Source organism: uncultured Agrobacterium sp. (assembly GCA_913777615.1).
Taxonomy (GTDB): domain Bacteria; phylum Pseudomonadota; class Alphaproteobacteria; order Rhizobiales; family Rhizobiaceae; genus Agrobacterium.
In genome coordinates this window covers 352,515-375,229 of record CAJYTK010000013.1, presented here as the reverse complement: position 1 = coordinate 375,229, position 22,715 = coordinate 352,515, and the positions used below count along the sequence as shown (strand labels likewise).

At 55.5% G+C, this 22,715-nt stretch carries 22 protein-coding genes; 13 read left to right on the top strand and 9 right to left on the bottom strand.

The window, feature by feature from the left end; all coding sequences use genetic code 11:
* Positions 1–84 precede the first annotated feature (84 nt).
* From ccoG to gndA, 5 genes are all read left to right on the top strand, one after another.
* Positions 85–1,668: a cytochrome c oxidase accessory protein CcoG gene (gene ccoG, locus QZ862_RS13360; RefSeq protein ID WP_296100498.1), complete on the top strand. Its 1,584-nt coding sequence runs from the start codon at positions 85–87 to the stop codon at positions 1,666–1,668.
* Complete coding sequence (locus QZ862_RS13355) at positions 1,665–2,165, top strand: FixH family protein (protein ID WP_296100496.1); 501 nt, start codon at positions 1,665–1,667, stop codon at positions 2,163–2,165. Before ccoG ends, QZ862_RS13355 begins: the two co-directional genes overlap by 4 nt.
* On the top strand, positions 2,162–4,462 hold the full coding sequence (locus QZ862_RS13350) for a cation-translocating P-type ATPase (protein ID WP_296100495.1): 2,301 nt from the start codon (positions 2,162–2,164) through the stop codon (positions 4,460–4,462). Before QZ862_RS13355 ends, QZ862_RS13350 begins: the two co-directional genes overlap by 4 nt.
* The gene (gene ccoS, locus QZ862_RS13345; protein ID WP_296018330.1) at positions 4,459–4,614 is read left to right on the top strand and encodes a cbb3-type cytochrome oxidase assembly protein CcoS; all 156 of its coding nucleotides are present in this window, start codon (positions 4,459–4,461) and stop codon (positions 4,612–4,614) included. The genes QZ862_RS13350 and ccoS overlap by 4 nt, the downstream gene beginning before the upstream one ends.
* A 148-nt stretch (positions 4,615–4,762) precedes the next feature.
* On the top strand, positions 4,763–6,199 hold the full coding sequence (gene gndA, locus QZ862_RS13340; protein WP_296100493.1) for an NADP-dependent phosphogluconate dehydrogenase: 1,437 nt from the start codon (positions 4,763–4,765) through the stop codon (positions 6,197–6,199).
* 110 nt (positions 6,200–6,309) lie between these two features.
* On the opposite strand, the gene QZ862_RS13335 is transcribed toward gndA, so the two are convergent.
* The gene (locus QZ862_RS13335; RefSeq protein WP_296100490.1) at positions 6,310–7,344 is read right to left on the bottom strand and encodes a GlxA family transcriptional regulator; all 1,035 of its coding nucleotides are present in this window, start codon (positions 7,342–7,344) and stop codon (positions 6,310–6,312) included.
* A 363-nt stretch (positions 7,345–7,707) separates the two neighbouring features.
* Between QZ862_RS13335 and QZ862_RS13330 the strand changes: the two genes are divergently transcribed.
* Positions 7,708–8,124 carry a response regulator gene (locus QZ862_RS13330; RefSeq protein ID WP_296036652.1) on the top strand — a complete coding sequence of 139 codons (417 nt, stop codon included), beginning with the start codon at positions 7,708–7,710 and terminating at the stop codon, positions 8,122–8,124.
* A gap of 179 nt (positions 8,125–8,303) precedes the next feature.
* Here QZ862_RS13330 and glgX read toward each other — a convergent pair whose 3' ends face one another.
* Positions 8,304–10,379: a glycogen debranching protein GlgX gene (gene glgX, locus QZ862_RS13325; RefSeq protein ID WP_296100489.1), complete on the bottom strand. Its 2,076-nt coding sequence runs from the start codon at positions 10,377–10,379 to the stop codon at positions 8,304–8,306.
* A gap of 517 nt (positions 10,380–10,896) precedes the next feature.
* On the opposite strand from glgX, the gene QZ862_RS13320 reads away from it, so the two are divergent.
* Together QZ862_RS13320 and QZ862_RS13315 are read left to right on the top strand one after the other, a co-directional pair.
* Entirely contained in the window at positions 10,897–11,844 is a 948-nt protein-coding gene (locus tag QZ862_RS13320; protein ID WP_296036648.1) for a LysR family transcriptional regulator, read from the top strand.
* Between the two features lie 122 nt (positions 11,845–11,966).
* Positions 11,967–12,128 carry an entericidin gene (locus tag QZ862_RS13315; RefSeq protein WP_296018316.1) on the top strand — a complete coding sequence of 54 codons (162 nt, stop codon included), beginning with the start codon at positions 11,967–11,969 and terminating at the stop codon, positions 12,126–12,128.
* Between the two features lie 61 nt (positions 12,129–12,189).
* Here the strand turns inward: QZ862_RS13315 and QZ862_RS13310 are convergent, their stop codons facing one another.
* Positions 12,190–12,927 carry a ParA family protein gene (locus tag QZ862_RS13310; protein ID WP_296100486.1) on the bottom strand — a complete coding sequence of 246 codons (738 nt, stop codon included), beginning with the start codon at positions 12,925–12,927 and terminating at the stop codon, positions 12,190–12,192.
* A 220-nt stretch (positions 12,928–13,147) separates the two neighbouring features.
* On the opposite strand from QZ862_RS13310, the gene QZ862_RS13305 reads away from it, so the two are divergent.
* On the top strand, positions 13,148–13,903 hold the full coding sequence (locus tag QZ862_RS13305) for a phosphodiester glycosidase family protein (protein WP_296036644.1): 756 nt from the start codon (positions 13,148–13,150) through the stop codon (positions 13,901–13,903).
* Here the strand turns inward: QZ862_RS13305 and QZ862_RS13300 are convergent.
* Positions 13,898–14,251: a hypothetical protein gene (locus QZ862_RS13300; RefSeq protein WP_296036641.1), complete on the bottom strand. Its 354-nt coding sequence runs from the start codon at positions 14,249–14,251 to the stop codon at positions 13,898–13,900. The two genes, QZ862_RS13305 and QZ862_RS13300, sit on opposite strands and share 6 nt — an antisense overlap.
* A 637-nt stretch (positions 14,252–14,888) precedes the next feature.
* Here QZ862_RS13300 and QZ862_RS13295 point away from each other — a divergent pair.
* Complete coding sequence (locus tag QZ862_RS13295; protein WP_296081261.1) at positions 14,889–16,292, top strand: L-serine ammonia-lyase; 1,404 nt, start codon at positions 14,889–14,891, stop codon at positions 16,290–16,292.
* A gap of 65 nt (positions 16,293–16,357) precedes the next feature.
* On the top strand, positions 16,358–16,792 hold the full coding sequence (locus QZ862_RS13290; protein ID WP_296016485.1) for a DUF1489 family protein: 435 nt from the start codon (positions 16,358–16,360) through the stop codon (positions 16,790–16,792).
* A gap of 102 nt (positions 16,793–16,894) precedes the next feature.
* On the opposite strand, the gene QZ862_RS13285 is transcribed toward QZ862_RS13290, so the two are convergent.
* The gene (locus QZ862_RS13285; RefSeq protein WP_296016481.1) at positions 16,895–17,506 is read right to left on the bottom strand and encodes a transglutaminase-like cysteine peptidase; all 612 of its coding nucleotides are present in this window, start codon (positions 17,504–17,506) and stop codon (positions 16,895–16,897) included.
* A gap of 566 nt (positions 17,507–18,072) precedes the next feature.
* Positions 18,073–18,675, bottom strand: a complete 603-nt coding sequence (locus QZ862_RS13280) for a PilZ domain-containing protein (RefSeq protein ID WP_296100485.1) — start codon at positions 18,673–18,675, stop codon at positions 18,073–18,075.
* Positions 18,676–19,014: 339 nt separating this feature from the next.
* Between QZ862_RS13280 and QZ862_RS13275 the strand changes: the two genes are divergently transcribed.
* Complete coding sequence (locus tag QZ862_RS13275; protein ID WP_296100483.1) at positions 19,015–19,758, top strand: rhomboid family intramembrane serine protease; 744 nt, start codon at positions 19,015–19,017, stop codon at positions 19,756–19,758.
* A gap of 182 nt (positions 19,759–19,940) precedes the next feature.
* Complete coding sequence (locus tag QZ862_RS13270; RefSeq protein ID WP_296016473.1) at positions 19,941–20,375, top strand: CBS domain-containing protein; 435 nt, start codon at positions 19,941–19,943, stop codon at positions 20,373–20,375.
* 45 nt (positions 20,376–20,420) lie between these two features.
* Here the strand turns inward: QZ862_RS13270 and QZ862_RS13265 are convergent, their stop codons facing one another.
* The 3 genes from QZ862_RS13265 to folE form a co-directional block, all read right to left on the bottom strand.
* Complete coding sequence (locus tag QZ862_RS13265; RefSeq protein ID WP_296100482.1) at positions 20,421–21,374, bottom strand: patatin-like phospholipase family protein; 954 nt, start codon at positions 21,372–21,374, stop codon at positions 20,421–20,423.
* Positions 21,375–21,474: 100 nt separating this feature from the next.
* Positions 21,475–21,939, bottom strand: coding sequence for a phosphoribosyl-AMP cyclohydrolase (gene hisI, locus QZ862_RS13260; protein WP_296036630.1), 465 nt, complete (start codon positions 21,937–21,939; stop codon positions 21,475–21,477).
* 31 nt (positions 21,940–21,970) lie between these two features.
* On the bottom strand, positions 21,971–22,597 hold the full coding sequence (gene folE, locus QZ862_RS13255) for a GTP cyclohydrolase I FolE (protein WP_296036628.1): 627 nt from the start codon (positions 22,595–22,597) through the stop codon (positions 21,971–21,973).
* Between the last annotated feature and the right edge of the window lie 118 nt (positions 22,598–22,715).

The following is a 22,715-nucleotide window of genomic DNA, read 5'->3' as shown; positions in this document are numbered from 1 at the left end:
CCACTTTGTCCCTGCTTGACCTAAGTCAAGGATGATGAACCCTCGAAATGCCAAAACGCAAGGACAGAAACGGACCTTGCGATCATGAACCTTTATACCGTCGGCAACACCGGGAATGGCTCTGAGCCAGTCGAGAGGCTGAATGCCGAGCCGGTCAATTCTGCCAAGAACAGAAAGCCGCTCTACGAAGCGCGCAAGAAGATTTTTCCCAAGCGGGCAGAGGGAAAGTTCCGCCGGTTCAAGTGGATCGTCATGCTGATCACGCTCGGCATCTATTATCTGACTCCATGGATCCGTTGGGATCGAGGACCTTATGCACCTGATCAAGCCGTGCTCATCGATATCGGCAGCAGACGGTTCTACTTCTTCTTTATCGAAATTTGGCCACAGGAATTCTACTACGTCGCGGGGCTGCTGGTCATGGCAGGTTTCGGGCTGTTCCTGCTTACCTCGGCTGTCGGTCGCGCCTGGTGCGGCTATACGTGTCCGCAGACGGTCTGGGTCGATCTCTTTCTGGTTGTCGAGCGCGCGATAGAAGGCGACCGAAACGCACGAATGAAGCTTGATGCCGCGCCTTGGAGCGCCCAGAAGCTCGGCAAACGTGTTGCCAAACATTTGACCTGGCTGGTTATCGGTGTGCTGACAGGTGGGGCGTGGATATTCTATTTCGCAGATGCCCCAACGCTCCTCAAGCAGTTCGTGACGGGTCAAGCACCGATGGTCGCCTACTACACCGCGGCGATCTTGACGGCCACGACCTATGTCTTCGGCGGATTGATGCGCGAACAGGTCTGCACGTACATGTGCCCCTGGCCCCGTATCCAAGGCGCGATGCTGGACGAGTATTCGCTTGTGGTGACCTATAATGACTGGCGCGGCGAACCGCGTTCGCGCCACGCCAAGAAAGTGCTTGCTGCCGGTGAGCCTGTGGGGGACTGCGTGGACTGCAATGCGTGCGTTGCCGTCTGTCCCATGGGAATCGATATTCGCGATGGTCAGCAGTTGGAATGCATTACCTGTGCGCTCTGCATCGACGCATGCGACGGTGTCATGGACAAGGTGGGCAAGCCGCGTGGCCTGATCGCTTACGCCACGCTACAGGAATATGATGCAAACATGGCGCTTGCGACCGGCGGAGGTGCGCATGCCATTCGCCCCGGTGCCGTCCGCAACCATGACGGCAGCTTTGTCAATTCTATCCGCCATTTCGACTGGCGCATCATTTTCCGCCCGCGCACGATCTTCTACATGACTGTCTGGTGTCTCGTCGGTGTCGTGATGCTGGTCACACTTGCAACACGCGAACGCCTTGCGGTCAACGTTATCCATGACCGCAATCCGCAATATGTGCTGGAATCGGATGGTTCCATCCGAAACGGCTATACCGTGCGGCTTCTCAACATGATCGTCCAGCCACGCACCATCACGCTGTCGCTGGAGGGGTTGCCCGGTGCGGTGATGAAGGTCAACGGCCTTTCAGACGACGCTGCGCGCAGCTTAGATATTAAGGTCAAGCCGGATGAGGTGACGAGTCTGAAGCTCTTCGTCACCATGCCCGCCGGTGATGAAAAGCCCGCCACCGCCTTCAACTTCATCGCAGCAGATGCCGAAAATGCAGAGAGCGCCAATTACAGAGCTGTCTTCAACGCGCCGGGAGCCAGAAAATGAATACAGACAGACAGGAAAAGCCGGGCTTCGTCTTCACCGGCTGGCACATGCTCACCGTCATGGTGCTATTCTTTGGCACGGTGATTGCCGTCAATGTCACCATGGCGTGGAATGCGGTTTCCAGCTGGAGCGGCCTTGTGGCGCAGAACACCTATGTCGCCAGCCAGCAGTTCAACGGCAAGGCGGAAGCTGCCAAGGCGCGTAAGGCAAGCGGAATCGTGGGTCGTCTTGAACTGCAGGGGGAAGAGATCGCTTACGAGGTGACCCATCCTACAAAGGGACCGGTCGATACGGACTCGGTGACGCTGAATTTCCGTCGCCCAGTTGGAGAGAAGCAGGACTTTTCGCTCGTGCTGGAGAAGCAGTCCTCGAACCGGTTTTCAGCCCACCACCAGCTCGCAGCGGGTGATTGGATCGTCGAGGCTGTTGCCGTCAAGGATGGTAATATCATCGTTCATGAAGGCAGCCGGATCGATATCGCCGGAGGTGTGAGATGAGCTGCTGCGCTCCTGGAGCAGAAGGCACTCTCGACCAGGCCGGATTGCGAAACACATTACCGTCGTCCGAGGAGATGATGCTGGCAAGTCGCAGTCTGGGGCATGGACTGCGGCAGATCGATCTGTCCGTGCCAGGCGTCCATTGCGGCACCTGCATCACCATGATCGAGACCACCTTGAAAAAAATGCCTGAGGTGGAGCGAGCACGCGTCAACCTGTCTTCAAAACGGGTTTGTATCGTTTGGCGGGAAGAGACGGGCACCGTTCGGACAGATCCCGGTGATCTTGCAAAAGCCATCGCCTCGACGGGATATGAAGCGCATCTGTTTGGGAGCGCTGAAGACGCATCGGACGCCTTGAGAAACCAGTTGATTCGTGCCGTGGGTCTTACCGGATTTGCCGCAGCCAATATCATGCTGCTGTCGGTATCGGTCTGGTCGGGTGCGGATGCCGCAACTCGGGATATGTTTCACTGGATATCCGCGCTGATTGCAGCGCCCGCTCTGATCTATGGTGGCCGGTTCTTCTACCACTCCGCTTATAATGCGTTGCGGCATAGACGCACCAACATGGATGTGCCGATTGCCCTGGCGATTACGCTCTCTTATGCTGTGTCCCTGTGGGAAACCATGCAGAGCGGTAGTCACGCCTGGTTCGATGCTACTGTCTCTCTTCTGTTCTTTCTACTGATTGGCCGTACGCTCGATCATGTTATGCGCGATCGCGCTCGGTCGGCCGTTGCCGGTCTGGCAAGGCTTTCGCCACGCGGCGCGATGGTGATACTGGCTGACGACACGCGTGAATATCGCCCGGTTGCCGAACTGGTGCCAGGTGACGTCGTATTTGTGACCGCAGGTGAGAGAGTGCCGGTGGACGGAGTGATCGTAACCGGTAGCAGCGATCTCGACATGTCCATAGTCAACGGCGAAAGCGCAGCCAGGATCGTCCACCCCGGCGATAATATTCAGGCGGGTACGTTGAACCTCACCGGGCCCCTGACGCTAAAGGCAACGGCACTTGCACGTGACTCCTTCCTTGCGGAAATCATCGGCCTGATGGAAGCTGCCGAAGGGGACAGGGCGCGCTACCGCCGTCTGGCAGACCGCGCTGCGCAATATTATTCGCCAGTCGTCCACCTTCTCGCCCTGGTGTCTTTCGTCGCGTGGGGCGTATTGGGCGGAGATTGGAAACAGGCGATGTTGATCGCCATCGCCGTTCTCATCATCACCTGCCCATGCGCGCTCGGCCTGGCTGTTCCCGTTGTGCAGGTCGTGGCAGCAGGTGAACTGTTCAAGAATGGCATCATGGTCAAGGACGGTTCGGCCATGGAGCGGCTGGCCGAGGCGGACACCGTGCTTTTCGACAAGACAGGCACTCTGACACTCGGTCGGCCCCGTCTGATCAATGGCATGGAGATTTCGCAAGAGGCTTTGCGGATTGCAGCCGGGCTCGCGGCCAATTCCCGTCATCCCCTGTCTCGGGCGCTTTACGCATCTGTAAGCGGTGCTCTGCCGGTTTTCCTCGATACTCGGGAAGTGCCGGGGTGCGGGGTCGAGGCGAAAATGGAGCGAGGTTTTTACCGGCTCGGCAGCAGACGCTTTTGCTGTCCAGCAGGTTCAAACCAGGCGACCGCCGATGCATCGTCGGAAGTCGTATTGTCGCTGAACGGTGACGAACTTGCCTGCTTCCGCTTCGAGGATCGAATAAGGCCCGGCACCGCTCAGACTGTTACGGCCTTGTCACGCCTGGGGGTGGACCCGGAGATCGTTTCTGGAGACAGGCCGGCCGCCGTGAATGTTCTGGCAAAAAAGCTTGGGATCGAGCGCTGGCATGGCGGCCTTACCCCTGTCGACAAGGCGCGTCGTTGTGAAGAACTGGCCGCCGCAGATCGAAAGGTTCTGATGGTGGGAGACGGGATTAACGACGCCCCGGCGCTTGCTGCGGCGTATGTTTCAATCGCTCCGGCATCGGCGGCGGACATCGGGCGCCAGGCAGCCGACTTCGTCTTCCTGCGCGAGGATCTGCGTTCGATAGTCTTTGCTGTGGACGTATCGCGCCGGGCAGACCGGCTGATACGGCAGAACTTCGCGCTCGCGATCGGCTACAACATCATTGCCGTCCCAATCGCGCTCGCAGGTCTTGCGACACCGATGATCGCGGCGATTACCATGTCGACATCGTCGATCATTGTCGTGACGAACGCGTTACGCCTCAGCGGATTTGAACGAAGAACGGCCCGCAAAATCCCTGCGAATGATACCGATCTATCCATGACAAAAGGGGCCCAGACCGCATGAACATGCTCGCTTATCTCATTCCAGTGGCGTTTTTTCTGGGCGGCCTTGGTCTATTCGCCTTCCTTTGGTCACTAAAAAGCGGCCAGTATGAGGATATGGACGGCTCTGCCTGGCGGGCGCTGGAAGATGGCGATGATAAACCTCTGGTCTGACATTTGCACTTTACCCAATGCGAATAAAGCACTTCGACGGAGCAACCAGCGTCATCAAAATTTAACCGTTTAGATCCGCTGTCGCCTTGCCGTTTGCAGGTTAGAGTGCCAAAACAGGCGCCATCAAATGCAAAATGGAGACACATCCGTGGAACAGGCAGAAATCGGTTTGATCGGTCTTGGCGTTATGGGTTCGAACCTGGCGCTCAACATCGCGGAAAAAGGCAACAAGATTGCCGTTTTCAACCGGACCCCGGAAGCAACGAAGAAGTTCTATGCCGAAGCAGGCGATTTGCAGGGGCAGATCATCCCTTGTGAAACTATCGAGGACTTCGTTGCCGCCATTCGCCCGCCACGCCCGATCATCATCATGATCAAGGCTGGTGAACCTGTCGATCAGCAGATGGAAATTCTAAAACCCTATCTCGAGAACGGCGACATCATGATCGATGCGGGCAACGCCAATTTCCGCGATACGATCCGCCGTTTCGACAATCTCAAGGATAGTGGCCTGACCTTCATCGGTATGGGTGTTTCCGGTGGCGAAGAAGGAGCACGTCATGGTCCGTCGATCATGGTTGGCGGCACCGAGGAAAGCTGGAAGCGCGTCGAAAAGGTGTTGACGTCCATTTCTGCCAAATACAACGATGATCCGTGCGTGGCGTGGCTCGGCAATGACGGCGCCGGTCACTTCGTCAAGACGATCCACAACGGCATCGAATATGCCGATATGCAGATGATTGCTGAAATCTATGGCATCTTGCGGGACGGCCTGAAGCTCAGTGCCGGTGAAATTGCTGACGTCTTTGGCAAGTGGAACAAGGGCCGCTTGAACTCCTACCTGATTGAAATCACGGAGAAGGTGCTGCGCGCCGCCGATCCTATCAGCGGCAAGCCGATGGTTGATCTGATCCTCGACAAGGCAGGACAGAAGGGCACCGGTAAGTGGTCTGTCATCGAAGCACAGAATATGGGCGTCGCCGCGACAGCAATCGAAGCCGCGGTTGCCGCGCGTATCCTGTCTTCCCAGAAGGCTGAGCGCGAATCTGCAGAGAAAATCTTCGGCCTTCCGAAGGCTCTTGCCGCACCGGCGGACAAGCAAGCCTTCATCGACGATCTCGAAAATGCGCTTCTCGCCGCTAAGATCGGCGCTTATGCACAGGGCTTTGCCGTGATGGCCGCAGCCTCCAAGGAGTTCGGCTGGAACCTGCCCATGCCGACCATCGCTCGCATCTGGCGCGCTGGCTGCATCATACGCTCGCAGTTCCTGGATGAGATCACATCCGCCTTCACCAAAGATCCGCATGTCGCAAACCTGATCGTCACGCCAGCTTTCTCCAAGATGGTTCAAGACACGGATTCGCCGCTTCGCCACGTCGTCTCGCATGCGATCCTGTCTGGACTACCGGTTCCGGCTCTCGCATCGGCGCTTGGCTACTTCGATGCCTATCGCCGTGGCCGTGGCACGGCAAACCTCATCCAGGCGCAGCGCGACTTTTTTGGCGCGCATGGCTTCGAGCGTACGGACGGTATGGATAAGCCTCACGGTCCATGGGGCAGCGGTCTCGATATCTTTGCAAAATAAAACGACAAGGCCCGCTGAAGCGGGCCTTGTTTTTTCCGGTATTGAATATGTTGTAGATCTGCTTACGTGGCCCGAGCGCCTCTGTTTAAAACAGAAACGCTCCAGAGATCTCAGTGGGCTGCCTTGCCCTGGCTGGCTGTCAGCATTCTCGAGGCACTGATCACAAGTTTGCGCTCCGCACGTTCCTGTTGCGGTGTGCGATTGTAGATTTCGCGATAACACTTGGAGAAGTGCGAGGCAGAGACGAAACCGCAGGCAACCGCGACTTCCACCACCGGCATGGCCGACTGCACCAGAAGATGACGTGCTCGATCAAGCCTGATCTCAAGGTAGTAGCGTGCAGGAGAGCGGCCCATTTCCTGGCGGAAAAGCCGTTCTACCTGCCTGCGCGAAAGATCGGCGTCCTCAGCAATGTCGAGAAGGGAAAGCGGCTCGGACAGGTTGCTTTCCATGAGTTCGATGATCGACAGAACTTTGTCGTTTTGGACGCCGAGACGGGCGCGAAGCGGCAGACGCTGACGATCGTGAGGATTGCGCACGCGATCCGTCAGCTGTTGCTCGCAGACCCGGTTGACGAGATTGTCGCCGAAATCCTGCCCGATCAGGTTGAGCATCATATCCAGGGAAGCCGTACCACCGGCACAGGTATAGATGTTGCCGTCGATCTCATAGAGATCTGCATAGACCTCCACCTGCGGGAAGGCTTCCGAGAAGCCAGGAAGATTCTCCCAGTGGATCGCACAGCGCTTGCCATTCAGCAGTCCCGCCTGGGCAAGCACATGTGCGCCCGTACAGAGGCTGCCAACGGCAATTCCGCGATTGTTGACCTCACGCAACCAGGCGTTTACCGACTTGTTGGCATATTGGTCGATATCAATCCCGGAACAGACCAGAACCATGCTCGGGCGGTTCTCGCCGCTGATGCACTTGCGCTCATCGGCAAGAGAGGTGTTTGCTTCAAGAGCGATCCCGCTGGACGAAATGACTTTCTGCCCATCGAGAGAGGCCAAGCGCCACTCATAGGCATCGTAACCCAGCATACGATTGGCGATACGCAACGTTTCCACTGCCGCCGTAAAAGGCAACATCGTGAACTGGGGAACCATGAAAAATACAATTGAACGCTTCTTGGGAGTTTTGCTCATTATGACCATGCTCCATTTTGCGGAATAACAATTTCTTGCTTGGAAAAGCGTCTAGTTATGTTCCTGGTGCGACATCTTGATGGATGGGTACGACATCTACAGGTCCATGTCAAAAAAACATGTCGCGAGGTGAGGTTGACAAAAGCCAATATCTGGTTTGAGACATGCGAGCCCACGATGTTTTGCATTTTATTAATATTGTTTTCAAATTTGTCCCGCATGCTTTCACCCTTGTCGCCCAATTGCGCGTTCTGTTGACAAAGATGGGACGGCGGAGGTCGAATTGCCGCCGTTCTTGGGTGCCACAGCAGGTAACGGCCTAGCCAAAAGCTGACCGTTTAAGCTTAAAGCGGAGTATTGCGTATGCAGGAAGCTGGCCTGACGGTATTGGTCGTTGAGGACGAACCCATTATTCGATTTGCGCTCGTAGATGCCTTGGAAGAAAAGGGCTACTGCGTGCTGGAGGCTTCCAACGTTTTGGAAGCCGTCGGCATCATCGGCAAGGTGGAGCATATCGCGGCTGTGGTCACAGATATCGATATGCCCGGTGGACTGACCGGACTTGATCTTGTTGAAATTCTCGACAAATCACAGCACCAGATCGCAGTGGTGGTCACCTCAGGAGGGCATGGCCCTGACGGGCTGACACTTCCAGCAGACGCGCGCTTTTTCAGTAAGCCCTATCATTTCGACGACATCCTGTTCGCCTTACGCTCGACCATTGCCGCCAAGGCGAAACTTATGAAGAAGCGGCGCGGGTTTCGTCTCGTTCGTGCCTGAGCAAAACTGCGCAAAGCTGTTGCACGACGCTGCTTCTTTTTGCTGTGCGTCGGGTCCTCGCAAGCATGAGCCAAGAGTAGGGAACTACCGGCCAGTCGGGCTCGCGAACCTAATGATAGGCAAAAAAAGAAGCCGGAGCGGTGCTCCGACTTCTGCGATGGCTTACAAGATCAGGTCGATCAGGCCGCGCGCAGCAGTATCAAGCTGCGACCCTCCATCGTATAGGTCTGCGAATTGGCGATCTGATTGCCATGGACCGCTGGATCGGCCGTCGTCAACTCCGTGGTCCACCCATGCTCTACTTCCGGAAGCTTAAACTCGACATCGCCATCATGCGGGTTGAACAGGATAAGCACATCGTTCCACTCCTCGCTATCGGACGACTTTTCGCGGCTGAGCCGCAGACCAAGTGTCGTGCTGCCAGGATCTTCCCAATGTTCCGGCTTCTGCTCACCGCCGCCAGGGTTCAGCCATGTCACGTGAGTGCCGTCATGCCAGCTGTCACGGCGAAGGACTGAATGCGACTGGCGCAATTCTATGAGGCGGCGAGTAAAGTCACGGAGGGTGTCGGCGCTTTCCGGCAGCCCTTCCCAATGCACCCAGCTCAGATCGCTGTCCTGGCAATAGCCGTTGTTGTTCCCCATTTGGCTGCGCCCGAATTCATCGCCGGCAAGGATCATCGGTGTGCCATGGGACAGGAGAAGCGTTGCCAGAAAATTGCGTTTCTGGCGATCACGCACAGCGTTGATACCTTCGTCGTCCGTCGGACCTTCGACGCCGTAGTTGAAACTGCGGTTGTCGCTGTGACCGTCCTTGTTGTCTTCGCCGTTCGCCTCATTGTGCTTCTCATTGTAAGAAACGAGGTCGTTCAAAGTAAAGCCGTCATGAGCGGTAATGAAGTTGACGCTGGCCCAGGTCTTGCGTCCGCGCAGGTCATAGACATCGCCTGAACCGAGTACGCGCGCAGCGAAGTCACCCGCCGTGCCATCCTCATCCTTCCAATATTCGCGCACAGTGTCTCGGTACTTGTCGTTCCACTCTGCCCAGCCGGGAGGGAAGCCGCCGACCTGGTAACCGCCAGGCCCGATATCCCAAGGCTCGCCAACGAGCTTCAGGCGCGACAGTACTGGGTCTTGGCCCACCGCATCGAAGAAACCGCTCCTTTGATCGAAGCCTTCTGGTTCACGACCGAGAATGGTGCCGAGGTCGAAGCGAAATCCGTCGACATGCATGTCTTCGGCCCAGTAACGGAGAGAGTCGGTCACAAGCTGAAGAACGCGCGGATGAGATGTATTGACCGTGTTTCCGGTGCCAGTGTCGTTGATGTAGTAGCGCGGCTGGTCGGGCAGGGTACGGTAATAGGAGAAGTTGTCTATGCCTTTGAAGGAAAGGGTCGGGCCGAGTTCGTTTCCTTCCGCGGTGTGGTTATAGACGACATCGAGAATGACCTCGATATTGGCGTCATGAAAGGCACGCACCATATCGCGAAAGCCAGCCATCGCCCGTGGGCCGTAATAGCGGGAAGCCGGCGCAAAGAACGCGAGCGAGTTGTAACCCCAGAAGTTCTTCAGACCCTTATCCAGAAGATGGGAATCATCAGGGAAATAGTGAATCGGCAGTAGTTCGATAGACGTGATGCCCAGGGTTTTAATGTAGTCAACGACGCCCTTGTGACCGAGGCCCTCATAGGTCCCCTTCAACTCTTCAGGCAGAGCGGGATGCAGCTTGGTGAAACCCTTCACATGGGTTTCGTAAAAGATGGTCTTCGACCACGGAATACTGGGCCGGTTATCGCCGCTCCAGTCATAGTCTTTGGGGTCGATCACGCGGCACTTTGGCATCTTGGATGCGCTGTCGGCCTCGTTGAAGGACATATCCTTGTCTTCGCTGTTAAGGTCGTATCCGAATTGCTCCTGACCCCATTCAATCTCGCCGACAACTTCCCGCGCGTAAGGATCGACCAGCAACTTGTTCGGATTGAAACGATGACCGTTTTCCGGATCGTAAGGCCCATATACCCTGTAGCCATACAACGCGCCGGGCTTCAAGCCTGGGATATAGCCGTGCCAGATTTCGTTGGTGAATTCAGGCAGCGTAATGCGCTCGATTTCAGTGTTTCCTGTGTCATCGAAAAGGCAGAGTTCGACCCTTTCGGCGCAGGCACTGAAAAGTGCGAAGTTTACGCCTTCGCCATCGAAATTGGCGCCCAGGCGAGTAAAGTCGCCGGGCCGAATGCTGGAGCCAAACTGGGGCATGGATTTCCTCATGATGAAGTGACATGGGGAAACTGACGTCTTGCGCCTTTGTTCCGCGCTGCAAAAAAATGGCCCGCGGGAACATCCGGCGAGCCACTCATTGCTTTTTATGTGTGCTGTTTAAGCGGTTACTGCTCAACGGCGGATGGTGTCGTTCACGGGCCATCCAATGTCCTTCAATGTATCCATGGGCAAGCTTTCGAGGACGCGACGGTTTTGCCTTTGCCGCCATGATGCGTGAAGACGAAACGCAAGTTCTTTAAGGCCTAAGAGCCATTGAGGAGAGCGCAGGCGAAGCGAACTGCCGCTTTCCTCGTGCTGGATTATCATCGTCATTTCAATAGTCCTTTGTTTCAGTGTCGGTGACAGAACAGCTATGCGCACCGACGAGTCATCAATCAATTGAATGGCAGTGATGCTACTCATGATATTTTGTGTTGCGATATTCAGATGGGCAGGTGGGTTCGGCTCTGCTGGATGAACAGAATGGCGTTGGCTTGACATTCAATCAAACGAAATGATATCGATATATCATTCAGAAAAATTGACGGACACGGTCATGACTGTTTCATTTCGCCAGCCGCTTCCCTTGCTTGACAATGACATTCTGCGAACATTCGTGGCGATTGCAGAGACGGGCAATTTCTCGACCGCGGCGGAAGCCGTGTTCCGCACGCCATCCGCCGTGTCAATGCAGATCAAGAAACTTGAGGAGCAGTTGAAGACCACGCTTTTTTTGCGTGATGCTCGATCTGTGACGCTGACGGCCCATGGCGAAACCCTGCTGACCTATGCAAGACGAATGATTGCGCTGTCGAACGAGGCCGTGTCTCGGTTCGTCATGCCGGAATTGTCTGGTGTAGTGAGGCTAGGAGCGCCTGACGATCTTGGCCAGCGTGGTCTACTGCCTGGCATTTTAAAGCGCTTTGCCGAAGCCTTTCCAGGAATCATGGTCGATGTCACGATCGATTCCAGTTCGCAGCTATATAAGCGCGTGGATGAGCAACGGCTTGACCTGGCGCTGGTAAATTGCGCTTCACATCCGCTGAGAGACACGGGTGAAGTTCTGATGCGCGAAAGATTGGTTTGGGCGGGGGCAAAATGTGGAACTGCACATCTCCGAGAGCCTTTGCCGATTTCTATATGGGAGGACGGTTGCATCTGGCGATCCGAAGCGATCAACGCATTGGAAAAGCGTAGCCGACCCTATCGCGTGGCATATTTGAGTGGCCACACCCTTGCCCAGAGAGCGGCAATCGAAGCCGATCTCGCGATTGCTCCATTGCCAAGGTCCTACATTCAGAACGATATGGTCATCCTGGGCGAGAAGGAAGGGTTGCCACCGCTTGGCAGCTTTGACATTCGCCTGATCATGACCGACAAGGTGTCGCGTCCGATCCAGGCGGTCGCCGACAGCATTCGCAATGCCTTTCGCGATGTTGCGCAGGTCGCGCCCGCCGCTTAAGTTCGTGAAGGTTTAGCGCTCACGTTTTTTTGAAAATGGCTGGAACTGCTTTTGCATCGCGGCGTTGATCATCCGTCTAGGATGACGCCTGCACCGTGCAGGCCTTAGGGGAGTATATCAATATGACGACACGTGCTTTTGCAACCGTTGCTGCTATTCTTGTTACGGTCGCGACCTTGAGTTCTTGTGGCAACACCATCCGCGGTATGGGCCGCGATACGGCAAACGCCGTGGATGCGACGCAGGATGCTGGACGCCGAGTGGATCACGCAGCGCGCCGTTGATATCGCAATCAACGTGAGCGTACAAAGCCGACGATCGCTCGTCGGCTTTTTCGTTTATGGTTCAGGCAGCTTTCTTGGCGAGCTTCGAACCTGCGCCTTTTGTGCCGGCAGCCTTCACCGATTTCGCCGATATGGCCTTAGGTGGGACGAGGCTAAGGACCTCGACGGCAAGAGCTTGGGCATTCTCGCACGCCTTATCCAGATTGCTGACCCGTTCAGGGTTCATCATATGCGGAGCACCGCCAGTGACGAACATGTCGCGATAGGCAGCGCGTTCGACGAGCGGCATATTCAACACTCGCACCATCCTCTCGGCCAGCAATGTTTTAACCGCCTGCATTGATCGTGTGGTGATGATTGGACTGATACGCGTGAGAATCACTGAATGCGGAATGTGGATATCGCACTGGTCGGCGAGGTCCTTCAGGAGACCAAGCACCTGGGCTCCACCCACTGCATCCATCGCACAGCCCTGAACCGGAATGAAAACGTGGTTGGCAAAACCGATCGCCTTCGCCAAAACGGGCGATTGTCCGCCAGGCAGATCGATCAGAATATAGCCACCGCGTTTCTTGCTGTCCTTGATGTGGCTTTCGATTGTGTCGTCAGTCACGTCGGAAATCACGGACAGATTCTTCTGAGGCTTGGTGAGACCGTGCCACCTCGATGCCCATCTCTGTGGGTCGGCATCCAGAAGTGTGACGCGGTGTCCCTGCCGCGCTAGCTCGCTGGCGATGATCACGGCAGCCGTTGTTTTTCCTGCGCCGCCTTTGGTATTTGCAAACGTAATGATTGGCATTGTCTGAACCCCTGATGATATGTTCGAGCCTTATCATCGCCCTTAATAAATACCCGCACCGTCATGAGGCGGGACGCATTTGTTGTCTGATTGTAATGATGCGGCCTCAATTCAGACGGAAAGACTGTCTGGAAAGATTCTGTCTGTTCGTTTTTTCCTGCAGCGCTTTTAGCGCCCCAGCAATAGAAACGACGATTCTGTACTTGCGCCAAGGGGAAACATGCGCCGCTTTGTAATATATTTTTTGTCGTTATTTTTTGCTTCTGAGGTAAACGGTACCGAATTACCGAGCTACTGCCAGCGAATCGACCATGCCGGGGCTGCCTATACAGTCTGCAGTTTCGATCCGCGGAAGTCCGATATAAGGATCTACAGTCGTGACGAGGTAAGCGCTGCATCCTATGGCAGCTTCGCCGCGCTTTCTTCAGCCCTATGGCGTCAGCACCGCTTCATGGTCTTTGGGATGAATGGCGGAATGTATCACAACGATATGTCTCCGGTCGGTCTGTTCATCGAGAACGGGACTGAGAAAACGCGGATCAGCACCAGTGGCGGATGGGGAAACTTTCACATGCAGCCCAATGGAGTATTCTTCATCACCGATGGCGAGGCAGGCGTTGCCGAAACCAGCGCTTATCTCAACACCGATCTCCGGCCCCAATTTGCAACGCAGTCAGGTCCGATGCTGGTGATAGACGGTAAGCTCCATCCGCGTTTTCTTCCCGACAGCGACAGCTTTAAGCGACGCAATGGGGTAGGAGTCTCACCTGATGGTATCGTGCATTTCGTCATATCGGAAAAGCCGGTGCGCTTTTACGACTTTGCCACTTTGTTTCGAGACAGGCTGAACACGCCAAATGCACTTTATCTCGACGGCACTATTTCGAGCGTCACCATTCCAGCCATTGGAAGAAGAGACGATCTTTTTCCAATGGGACCGATCATCGCTGTCGTGGATCGCGTGCCGGATTTATAGCGGTGCTTTGGGGTAAGCCTTTTCCAGCCCGCCAGACTTTGCTACGCCAGCCCTGAAAGACGCATAAGCGGGATGCTGGCTGCTCTTGGCAATTTCATGCAAACGAATCTGAAGCCGGGCAGGGGCGTTTCCTCCAAACCACTTGCCGCATTTTTCCAGCTTGAGAGCGTTGAGGAAACGCGACTGGGTTTCCCGGTCGAGAAAAATCAACAGCCCTTCAAGAAGGGCTTCGTCCTGAGTCGGATTTTCCAGAAGCAGTGTCAGCCACGCCTGGTCTTCTGCTCCAAGCGTTGCGATCTTCGAGGCGACTGTTTCTCGATCCGGAAAGGTTGACGACGCGCTCTGCATGATTCCCCGCTCTGATTTAAGTATCAATTTGGGTAAGCTACAGACCGGCGTATTTCAAGCTGCCCATGCCATGCGCGGCAGTATGCTTGAGGGAAGAAGCCACATAATATCTTCGCTATTTACACTTTGGACCGAATTGAGACATCGTCCTCAAACGCTGCTGGAAGAGTGTATTGGTAAGCGATTGTTTTTTCTTAGACCTATGCACTCAACGTATGGCAGCTTACCGGATTCGCCTTGGTTTAGCCTTTTTTTGCAATTGCCTTCGTCACACATTTTTAATAAATGGTAGCGCAACGGGACGCGCTGCAAAAGCCACCGTAGAGTGAACACGCTGGAGTAATCATGGAAGAAACCGCTCAGAAATCTTGCTGGGGCGTTACGTTGCGCGCGCTTGCAGGCTTTGCCGCATTTCTCGCATTGACCTATCTTTTCGGTACGCCATAAGCATCTCACTTTTTAAAAAGTTTTTTACAGAACAGCGTGGACTCTCCCAAGAGCCGCGCTGTTTTCTTTTGGCGATGGCAGAATGTTGCCATAGCGCTTCCGACACAGTTTTGGCCGCTTTTCGGTATGGTTCGTGGCGCGAGGTTCCGATAAACTCGCGCCAATAGGTCTATACATAGGGCATACCAGAATGTTTCTCTCCGTCTTCGACGTGTTCAAAATCGGCATCGGCCCTTCCAGTTCTCACACGATGGGGCCCATGTCGGCCGCCAATCGGTTTCTTGATCTGATATTGTCTGATGACTGGCCGCGTCCTTCCGGTGCAACGATCTCGGCGATCAAGGTCAGTCTGCATGGCTCGCTTGCTTTCACCGGCATTGGCCACGGTTCGGGCAGGGCGGTCGTGCTGGGTCTGACGGGTGAAAAACCCGATCAGGTCGATCCGGACGCCATGGATGGTATCATTGCCGAAGTCGAGCGCGAAGGTCGCGTTACGCCGCCTGGCCATCCGTCCTACGCTTTTCGGCCAGACGAGGATCTGATCTTCGATAAGAAGAACCCGCTTCCCGGCCACGCCAATGGCATGACGTTTTCCGCCTATGACAATCAGGGCCGGATGCTGTTGAAGCGCATCTACTATTCCGTAGGCGGCGGTTTTGTGGTGACCGACACAGAACTCGAGGCTGCGCGTCAGCGCGGCAAGACCGTCGATAACGGCCCCAAGGTGCCATATCCCTTTTCCACGGCCAAAGAGATGCTGGACATGGCCTCGCGCTCGGGCCGCACCATTGCTCAGATGAAGCGCGCCAACGAAGAAACGGTGATGAGCCGCGAAACCTTGAACATGCGCCTGGACCAGATCTGGGAGGCCATGAATGGTTGCATCGAACGTGGTTTGAAAGGCGAGGGCATTATGCCCGGCGGGCTCAAGGTTCGCCGCCGGGCGCGCTCCATTCACGACAAGCTCAATGCTGAATGGCGCAGCAACAGGCTGAACCCGGTTCTCGCTAATGACTGGCTGAGCGTCTACGCGATGGCGGTTAATGAGGAAAACGCCGTGGGCGGTCGGGTCGTCACGGCGCCGACCAATGGCGCAGCTGGCGTCGTGCCTGCGACTGTACGCTACTTTCGCCATTTCCACGAGGATGCTTCTGTCGAGGACATTCGTGACTTTCTCCTCACGGCAGCAGCAATCGGCGGCATTATCAAGCACAATGCATCGATTTCGGGCGCAGAAGTTGGTTGCCAGGGTGAAGTCGGTTCCGCCGCCGCAATGGCAGCCGCCGGCCTTGCAGCCGTTATGGGGGGCTCTCCTGCTCAGGTTGAGAACGCTGCGGAAATCGCGCTCGAACATCACCTCGGTATGACGTGCGATCCGGTGGCCGGGCTGGTGCAGGTTCCCTGCATTGAGCGAAATGCGCTAGGCGCGGTGAAGGCTGTCACGGCTGCGTCTCTCGCACTCAAGGGCGATGGCGAACACTTCGTTCCGCTCGACGCCTGTATCGAGACCATGCGTCAGACCGGCAACGACATGAGCGAGAAGTACAAGGAGACCTCGACCGGTGGCCTTGCGGTCAATGTCGTGGAATGTTGACGTTAGCATTGTCATCTTTTTGACGGGCGCTTGACGCGTCCGTCGAAACGGCATTGATAGGCGGCATGGCTCTACATCTGATTAAACTTTGCGTCGGCGCGGACTCTATCGATGATCTTCGCGAATGGGTATCTCAGCGCTCCCTTACCGCAATCGCGGCTGGACTTGAGCCGCACAGCGTCCACACCACGCGCATGATCCCTAAACGGGTTGAAGAGTTGTTGGAAGAAGGCTCTCTCTATTGGGTGATCAAGGGGCAGGTACAGGCGCGCCAGAAGCTTCTTGATATTCGCTCCTTCACAGGCGCAGACGGAATTACGCGATGCGATCTCATTCTCGGGCCGGAAGTGATCGAGACCTCGCCGGCGCCGAAGCGGCCGTTTCAGGGATGGCGCTATCTCAAGGATGAGGAAGCGCCGCGTGATCTTGCGGGCAGTGATCTTTCACAAGATCTTCCCTCGGACTTGCGGCGTGAACTTGCCGAACTCGGGCTTCTCTAGGGTGAAAACGAAAAGCCGGCTCCGGGGGCAACGGAGCCGGCTTTTGGCACGATCGACACGGGGTGAGGCGATCGGCCATGAACCTCTGTCATCGCTGCATCATCAGTTGTTGATGCCTGCAACAGCACTAACGTTGCGGCCATCCTGAACTTTGACCCAACGGCCTGGATTGGAGGAGTCCTGGCGCTTGAGATACGTGTACTCCGTCTCGGACCAGTCCATGACCTTGTTGCGCAGATTGTCGAGAATGAAATCGCCACGATCGGTCCGGACGGTCAGCACGGCATGGCCTGAACCATTTGGTTGCAATACCACGGTGATCAGCAGATTGGATGCCGCGATGCCTTTGCTCATCAGCATCTTGCGCTTCAGCAGCACGAAATCCTCGCAGTCTCCGGCTGTTGTGGGATAAGCCCACCGCTCTTCGACGCCGTAGATTTCCATGTCCGTTGCAGGCGTAATCGTCGTGTTGACGGTATAGTTTACGTCCAGAATTGTTTTCCAGGCCTCTTCCGTCAGCTTCATCGGGCCCATGTCGGCGGAGGTCGGCTTACATTCGCTCTGGTAGGTCTGGCAGAATTCATAATGCCCAATGGGCGGGTTGGCTTTACCAATGATCCGCATTGCAGCTCCTGGAGACGCTTCTGCCTGTGGGGCAAATGCGCCAATCGTCAGTGCTAATACGGTCAGTCCCAAACGGCTGTATTTTTTCATATCTTGTCTCCCCGTTGTGAGGAAGACAATGCCAGCGACACTTTGATCGCACGCAAAAAACGGCGCTCAAATTCGAGCTTAAATTGAGCAAAAACAAAGGCTTATTTGATGCGTTTTTGAGGCTGTTTTGATTTAAATTTTAGCTTTTCTGTTAGTTCAATAATTTGGAGCGGCGAGGAAACCACCCGTTTTCTCGGAGGCTGGGGCCGAGTCAGGGTTAATACGAAAGGCAAAATAAGAGCCTGAGAGATGGTTTTGCGATGAGTGACACTCATAGTTAACCATGAAAATATGACTCTCTAGTGGAGAGATTGAAATAAAATCATTCAAAAGTTGTGCTTAAGAAGAGATTTTGTGAGAATTTTTGTACGTTTTCTCCGGAATTTTTTTGAGAATCCCGTTTTGAAGCAGTTGTCGAGGCAGTGGGGGCGCCTTCCACGAGTGGCGCGTGATCCGAATGCGCCATGATTATGCGCAGGCGGGTCCGGACATGAGGCATGTCGCGAGGAATCAAAAAACCGGCGAACAGTCGTCGCCGGTCGTAAAACGTTGATCGTGAGGATGTGTTAGAGAAACTCGATCAGCGCGTCTCGAGACTGGATGCTATCGAACTCGATCGCCACACCTTCCATGAAGTGGCGGACAATGCGGCCACCCATCGTTCCCAGCCGCACGGTCGTACCGATTGCAGGGCGATTTTCAATCTCGATTGCGGCACCCGAAAGGGAAAGGTCAATGATGCGGCAGGAAACGGTGTTGCCGTCATTCAGCAACAAGCTGGCGTTGGGGTGGCGGGGTGTAAGACGGTCGTGACGTCTGTCTTCTGGCAGGCCAAGAGACTGGCGCTTGGCGATCCATGCCAATTGCGCTGCAAGCTTTTCTCGCTTCCGTTCCGTCGCCGCTATGGCGATGCAGAATCCGTCGGGCGTGAGTTGCGTAACCTTGCCTTCTACGCGTCCGATATGCTGCAGGTAAATGATGATCCGGTCATTGCGGCTCGGCCTGGCAAAGCAGGTCAGTCTGGCGCTTCCTGCGGTCATTTCGGTCGCGGTGCAATCATACTCCTCCTCATTTGGAAGCATCAAGCGTCCAGGCAGACCGACGCTCACCGGCGGTTCGGCGACGTCGACTGGTTTTGGGGCGTAAGTATGAGCTAAATTTGAAAACATGGCCTGCGCTATGTTGCATGAGTGGAAGAATAGCTCTGTGTACTATGCGCGGGTTAACAGACAGTTGTGTTGTACAGCAATATCGGGGCGTTATAGCCACGCCTAATCGGCAAAATTCAGGATCGACTGTATCGTTTTGATCCACAACTGTTCTGTCACGGGAAAGACTTCGGAAGCAGGCAGACTTTATCTGCGGATTAATCCCGCATCACCAGCAATCATTGGACTGCGGCAAGGATTATCAACCGGGTCTGGTCGACCGTGCCACACCCGCTTTTATTTGAGTTAGGGTTCCTATAATGGTCTGATCGGCTCACGCGACAGGAAATGGAATACCAAATGACGCATCATGAAGGTGGAGAACAACAAGAGCAATCAGACCAGCCGCCACCGCGTCAGAAACAACCGGTCTTCAACCTTCCCTTTATCTTGGTGGCTGTGTTGGGGTTCATGATCGCCCTTCAGGCCGGTTCGACATATCTGATGTCGGACGAGATGTATGGTCAGTTCGTCTTTACTTTCGGCTTCATACCCGCGCGCTACACCGTTCCGCTGTCACAACAGGGGCTTGAGTGGCTATGGACGCCGCTGACTTATTCCTTTCTCCATGGTGGCGTAGAGCACATCCTGTTCAACGGACTGTGGCTTATGGCGTTTGGAGCACCTGTTGCACGCCGTATCGGTACAGCACGGTTTGCGGTGTTCTGGGTGGTTTCGGCGGGGATGTCCGCCTTCGGTCATGCCGCGCTCGACTGGGGAAGCGTCACTGTTCTCATTGGTGCCTCCGGCGTCGTTTCGGCACTTATGGGAGCTGCCTGCCGCTTCGCCTTCCCGCCGCGTGGACAGCGCTACCACCCGGCCTTCGGGCACACGTTGCCGCGCCAGGGCATCGTTGAGGCTCTATCCAACCGCACAGTTCTCATCTTCACGCTCATGTGGCTGGCCGGTAACATTATCGTCGCTTTCGGTGTTCCTCTTTTTGGCGATGTCGGTGGCGCGGTAGCCTGGGACGCACACATATTCGGCTTCTTCTTCGGCTTCCTCTTCTTCGCGCTGTTTGATCGCAAGCCGGTCGATTTATAGTCTGCTCCATCGATTGAAACGGTCTGAATGGTTTCGAATCTTTATGGGCGAACGGAGGCTATAAGATTTCAAAAGGCTGTTGCTTTCCCCTCTCAGGCAGAGCAAAAATTCATTGACGGTGGTTCGCGTTCGGGAGGAGACTGGGCAGGGACAACCGGCAGCAATGAAAAAGGGAGGTATGCATGCCGATATTTGTCAAAGAAATTCTGGATCTCAAAGGACGAGAGGTCGTCACGGTCGACCCGGATATGACGCTGGCCGATGCTGCCGTGACGCTTTATGAGCATCGTATCGGAGCCGTGGTGGTGACGGATTATAATGGCGCAGTTCTTGGTATTTTCACCGAACGCGATCTGGTTCGCGCTGTCGCCGCCAAGGCTTCCGCCGCCTTGGAGACGCGTGTTGCCGACGTGATGACCAAGAACGTCACACGCTGCACGGAGGAAACAACCACCGACGATCTGATGGAAACGATGACGGGCGGCAGGTTCCGTCACCTGCCTGTTGAAGCCGATGGTCGTCTGGCCGGAATCATATCTATCGGTGACGTGGTCAAGGCGCGCATCGGTGAGATCGAAACCGAAGCGGCGCACATCAAGGCTTATATCGCCGGCTGATCAACGCATGAAATATGAGGCAGGCCGCTCGGTCTGCCTTTTGCTTCATGGTTGGAATACCTGTTGCATGCGCTTCATTTCAGGAATTCTGGAGCGTGTTTCCTCATAGCCTTGATCGATGGCTTCCGCAGCGCGATGGAATTCCGAAAGGCCGATATGGCTGATGCGCGGATGAAGGGTCAAGTCCGGCGGATCGCCAGCAAGCCGTGCGCGCGAAATCCGGTCCTGAATGATATTGAACGCCTGAACCATAACACCGGGAAGCCCTATTCTTGACGTCGCGGCAGTGGGTGTTGGGCTTTCGCTTCGATCGTGTTCGGAACCAGCGCCGTGCTTCACGACCGCAGAGCGACCGAAAATATCGTAGTTGAGGTTGACCGCCACCACGAGAGCCTGCTCATAGGCGCGGCAGACCGATACGGGGACAGGATTGACCAGGGCGCCATCGATCAACGTCCTGCCATTGCAGCGCACCGGCTCGAATATACCGGGCAGAGCATAGGATGAACGAAGCGCGGTGATCAGGTTGCCCTGGTGAACCCACACTTCGTGGCCGGTGCGTAATTCCGTTGCGACGGCGATAAAAGGATGTTCGAGATCCTCGATATTGAGACCCTCGAGATGCTCCTGCATCCGCTTGGTCAGGCGCATACCGCCAAACAGTCCGCTACCGCCGATCGTGAGGTCCAACAAGCCGGCGATGCGCCTCATGGTGAGAGAACGCGCAAATTCTTCAAGTTCGTTCAGCTTTCCGGCGAGATAGCACCCACCGACGAGCGCCCCGATCGACGTGCCTGCAATCATCCCGATCTTGACGCCGGCTTCATCAAGCGCACGAAGCACGCCGATATGCGCCCATCCGCGTGCTGCCCCTCCGCCAAGCGCAAGCGCGATGCGGTTGGCCGGTAATGCTGACTTTGGTTTCGGCGCGAGTTTTTCCAGGGTATCGAGCGTGTTCGCGGACGACGGATTGTCGCGGTTTATTCCCCATCCAAGCATTCGATCTCTCCCACTAGCATCTCCCGCGGAAACCACAGTTTCCCGTGGTTTTCTCCGATCATCGCAGCAAAGAGCAAAGAAATCGAAAAGATTCCGGCCTTTATGAGGACGGTGTGGAGGACCCGTAGGTGGCTTCCGGATCGAAGTGCCGCTCATCGTCGATTACGGTCGTGATCGCGGTTCCGTTTTCCAGCGTCACGGTACGGTAGAAGCAGGAGCGGCGCCCGGTATGGCAAGTAGCATCATGGCCGGCAACGGATACTTTCAGCCAGACAGCATCCTGATCGCAATCGGTGCGAAACTCGCGAACAGTCTGGAGATTGCCAGAGGTTTCTCCCTTCTTCCAGATCTTGTTTCGCGAGCGGCTGTAGTAATGCGCGATACCGGTTTCCAGCGTCAGCTTCAGCGCCTCCGCGTTCATGTGCGCCACCATCAGCAGTTCACCGTCTTTGACGTCGGTGACCACCGCAGTTACAAGCCCGTTCGCGTCGAACTTTGGAGAGAACGGCCCGGATGCTTCCAGCGCCGTCTTGTCGGATGGCGCCGAGGGGAAAATGGCTGACATGACTTACCCTGTTTACCGAGCGTCAATCGACTTATCGATTGCGCACCATGGACATGAAACGGGCCTGCTCTGCAGGGTCCTTCTTGAATGCACCGGTGAAGCTCGTCGTCAATGTCGTGGAGCCTTGCTTTTGCACACCGCGCATGGACATGCACATATGCTCCGCGTCGATCATCACGGCAACGCCGCGTGGCTTCAGCGTGGTTTCAATGGCAGATGCGATCTGCGCCGTCATGGTTTCCTGGGTCTGCAGCCGGCGGCCGAAAACCTCCACCACGCGAGCGATTTTGGACAGGCCGAGGACACGGCCATTCGGCAGGTAGGCTACATGCGCCTTGCCGATGATCGGCACCATGTGATGTTCGCAGTGCGAGAAGAACGGAATGTCGCGCACGAGAATGATGTCGTCATATCCGCCGACTTCCTCGAAGAATGTGCCAAGCACGTCCTTTGCATCGATATCATACCCGGAGAAGAGTTCGCGATAAGCCTTGGCGACGCGCTTAGGTGTGTCCAGCAAGCCCTCGCGATCGGGATTGTCGCCTGCCCAGCGCAGCAGAACCCTCACGGCATCCTCGGCGTCTTCCTGAGTAGGGCGATTCTTTGTCTCATCGTCTGTCGCATCAGCGCCAGGAAATTTCTTCACGATTGCATCCATTTTTGATCTCCCGGTGAGGGTCAAGGCCACACCTGAACGCATATTGCAGCGACATTTTCATGTCAGATAGCTGCTATCTGGTTGTTTTTCCATTTTTTGGCAAGAGTTTCTGCCACAG

Excerpts from the sequence above, each read along its gene's own strand:
- ccoG (WP_296100498.1), top strand. The coding sequence starts at position 85 with ATGAACCTTTATACCGTCGGCAACACCGGGAATGGCTCTGAGCCAGTC.
- QZ862_RS13355 (WP_296100496.1), top strand. The coding sequence starts at position 1,665 with ATGAATACAGACAGACAGGAAAAGCCGGGCTTCGTCTTCACCGGCTGG.
- QZ862_RS13350 (WP_296100495.1), top strand. The coding sequence starts at position 2,162 with ATGAGCTGCTGCGCTCCTGGAGCAGAAGGCACTCTCGACCAGGCCGGA.
- ccoS (WP_296018330.1), top strand. The coding sequence starts at position 4,459 with ATGAACATGCTCGCTTATCTCATTCCAGTGGCGTTTTTTCTGGGCGGC.
- QZ862_RS13335 (WP_296100490.1), bottom strand. The coding sequence starts at position 7,344 with ATGAGCAAAACTCCCAAGAAGCGTTCAATTGTATTTTTCATGGTTCCC.
- QZ862_RS13330 (WP_296036652.1), top strand. The coding sequence starts at position 7,708 with ATGCAGGAAGCTGGCCTGACGGTATTGGTCGTTGAGGACGAACCCATT.
- glgX (WP_296100489.1), bottom strand. The coding sequence starts at position 10,379 with ATGCCCCAGTTTGGCTCCAGCATTCGGCCCGGCGACTTTACTCGCCTG.
- QZ862_RS13320 (WP_296036648.1), top strand. The coding sequence starts at position 10,897 with ATGATATCGATATATCATTCAGAAAAATTGACGGACACGGTCATGACT.
- QZ862_RS13315 (WP_296018316.1), top strand. The coding sequence starts at position 11,967 with ATGACGACACGTGCTTTTGCAACCGTTGCTGCTATTCTTGTTACGGTC.
- QZ862_RS13310 (WP_296100486.1), bottom strand. The coding sequence starts at position 12,927 with ATGCCAATCATTACGTTTGCAAATACCAAAGGCGGCGCAGGAAAAACA.
- QZ862_RS13305 (WP_296036644.1), top strand. The coding sequence starts at position 13,148 with ATGCGCCGCTTTGTAATATATTTTTTGTCGTTATTTTTTGCTTCTGAG.
- QZ862_RS13300 (WP_296036641.1), bottom strand. The coding sequence starts at position 14,251 with ATGCAGAGCGCGTCGTCAACCTTTCCGGATCGAGAAACAGTCGCCTCG.
- QZ862_RS13295 (WP_296081261.1), top strand. The coding sequence starts at position 14,889 with ATGTTTCTCTCCGTCTTCGACGTGTTCAAAATCGGCATCGGCCCTTCC.
- QZ862_RS13290 (WP_296016485.1), top strand. The coding sequence starts at position 16,358 with ATGGCTCTACATCTGATTAAACTTTGCGTCGGCGCGGACTCTATCGAT.
- QZ862_RS13285 (WP_296016481.1), bottom strand. The coding sequence starts at position 17,506 with ATGAAAAAATACAGCCGTTTGGGACTGACCGTATTAGCACTGACGATT.
- QZ862_RS13280 (WP_296100485.1), bottom strand. The coding sequence starts at position 18,675 with ATGTTTTCAAATTTAGCTCATACTTACGCCCCAAAACCAGTCGACGTC.
- QZ862_RS13275 (WP_296100483.1), top strand. The coding sequence starts at position 19,015 with ATGACGCATCATGAAGGTGGAGAACAACAAGAGCAATCAGACCAGCCG.
- QZ862_RS13270 (WP_296016473.1), top strand. The coding sequence starts at position 19,941 with ATGCCGATATTTGTCAAAGAAATTCTGGATCTCAAAGGACGAGAGGTC.
- QZ862_RS13265 (WP_296100482.1), bottom strand. The coding sequence starts at position 21,374 with ATGCTTGGATGGGGAATAAACCGCGACAATCCGTCGTCCGCGAACACG.
- hisI (WP_296036630.1), bottom strand. The coding sequence starts at position 21,939 with ATGTCAGCCATTTTCCCCTCGGCGCCATCCGACAAGACGGCGCTGGAA.
- folE (WP_296036628.1), bottom strand. The coding sequence starts at position 22,597 with ATGGATGCAATCGTGAAGAAATTTCCTGGCGCTGATGCGACAGACGAT.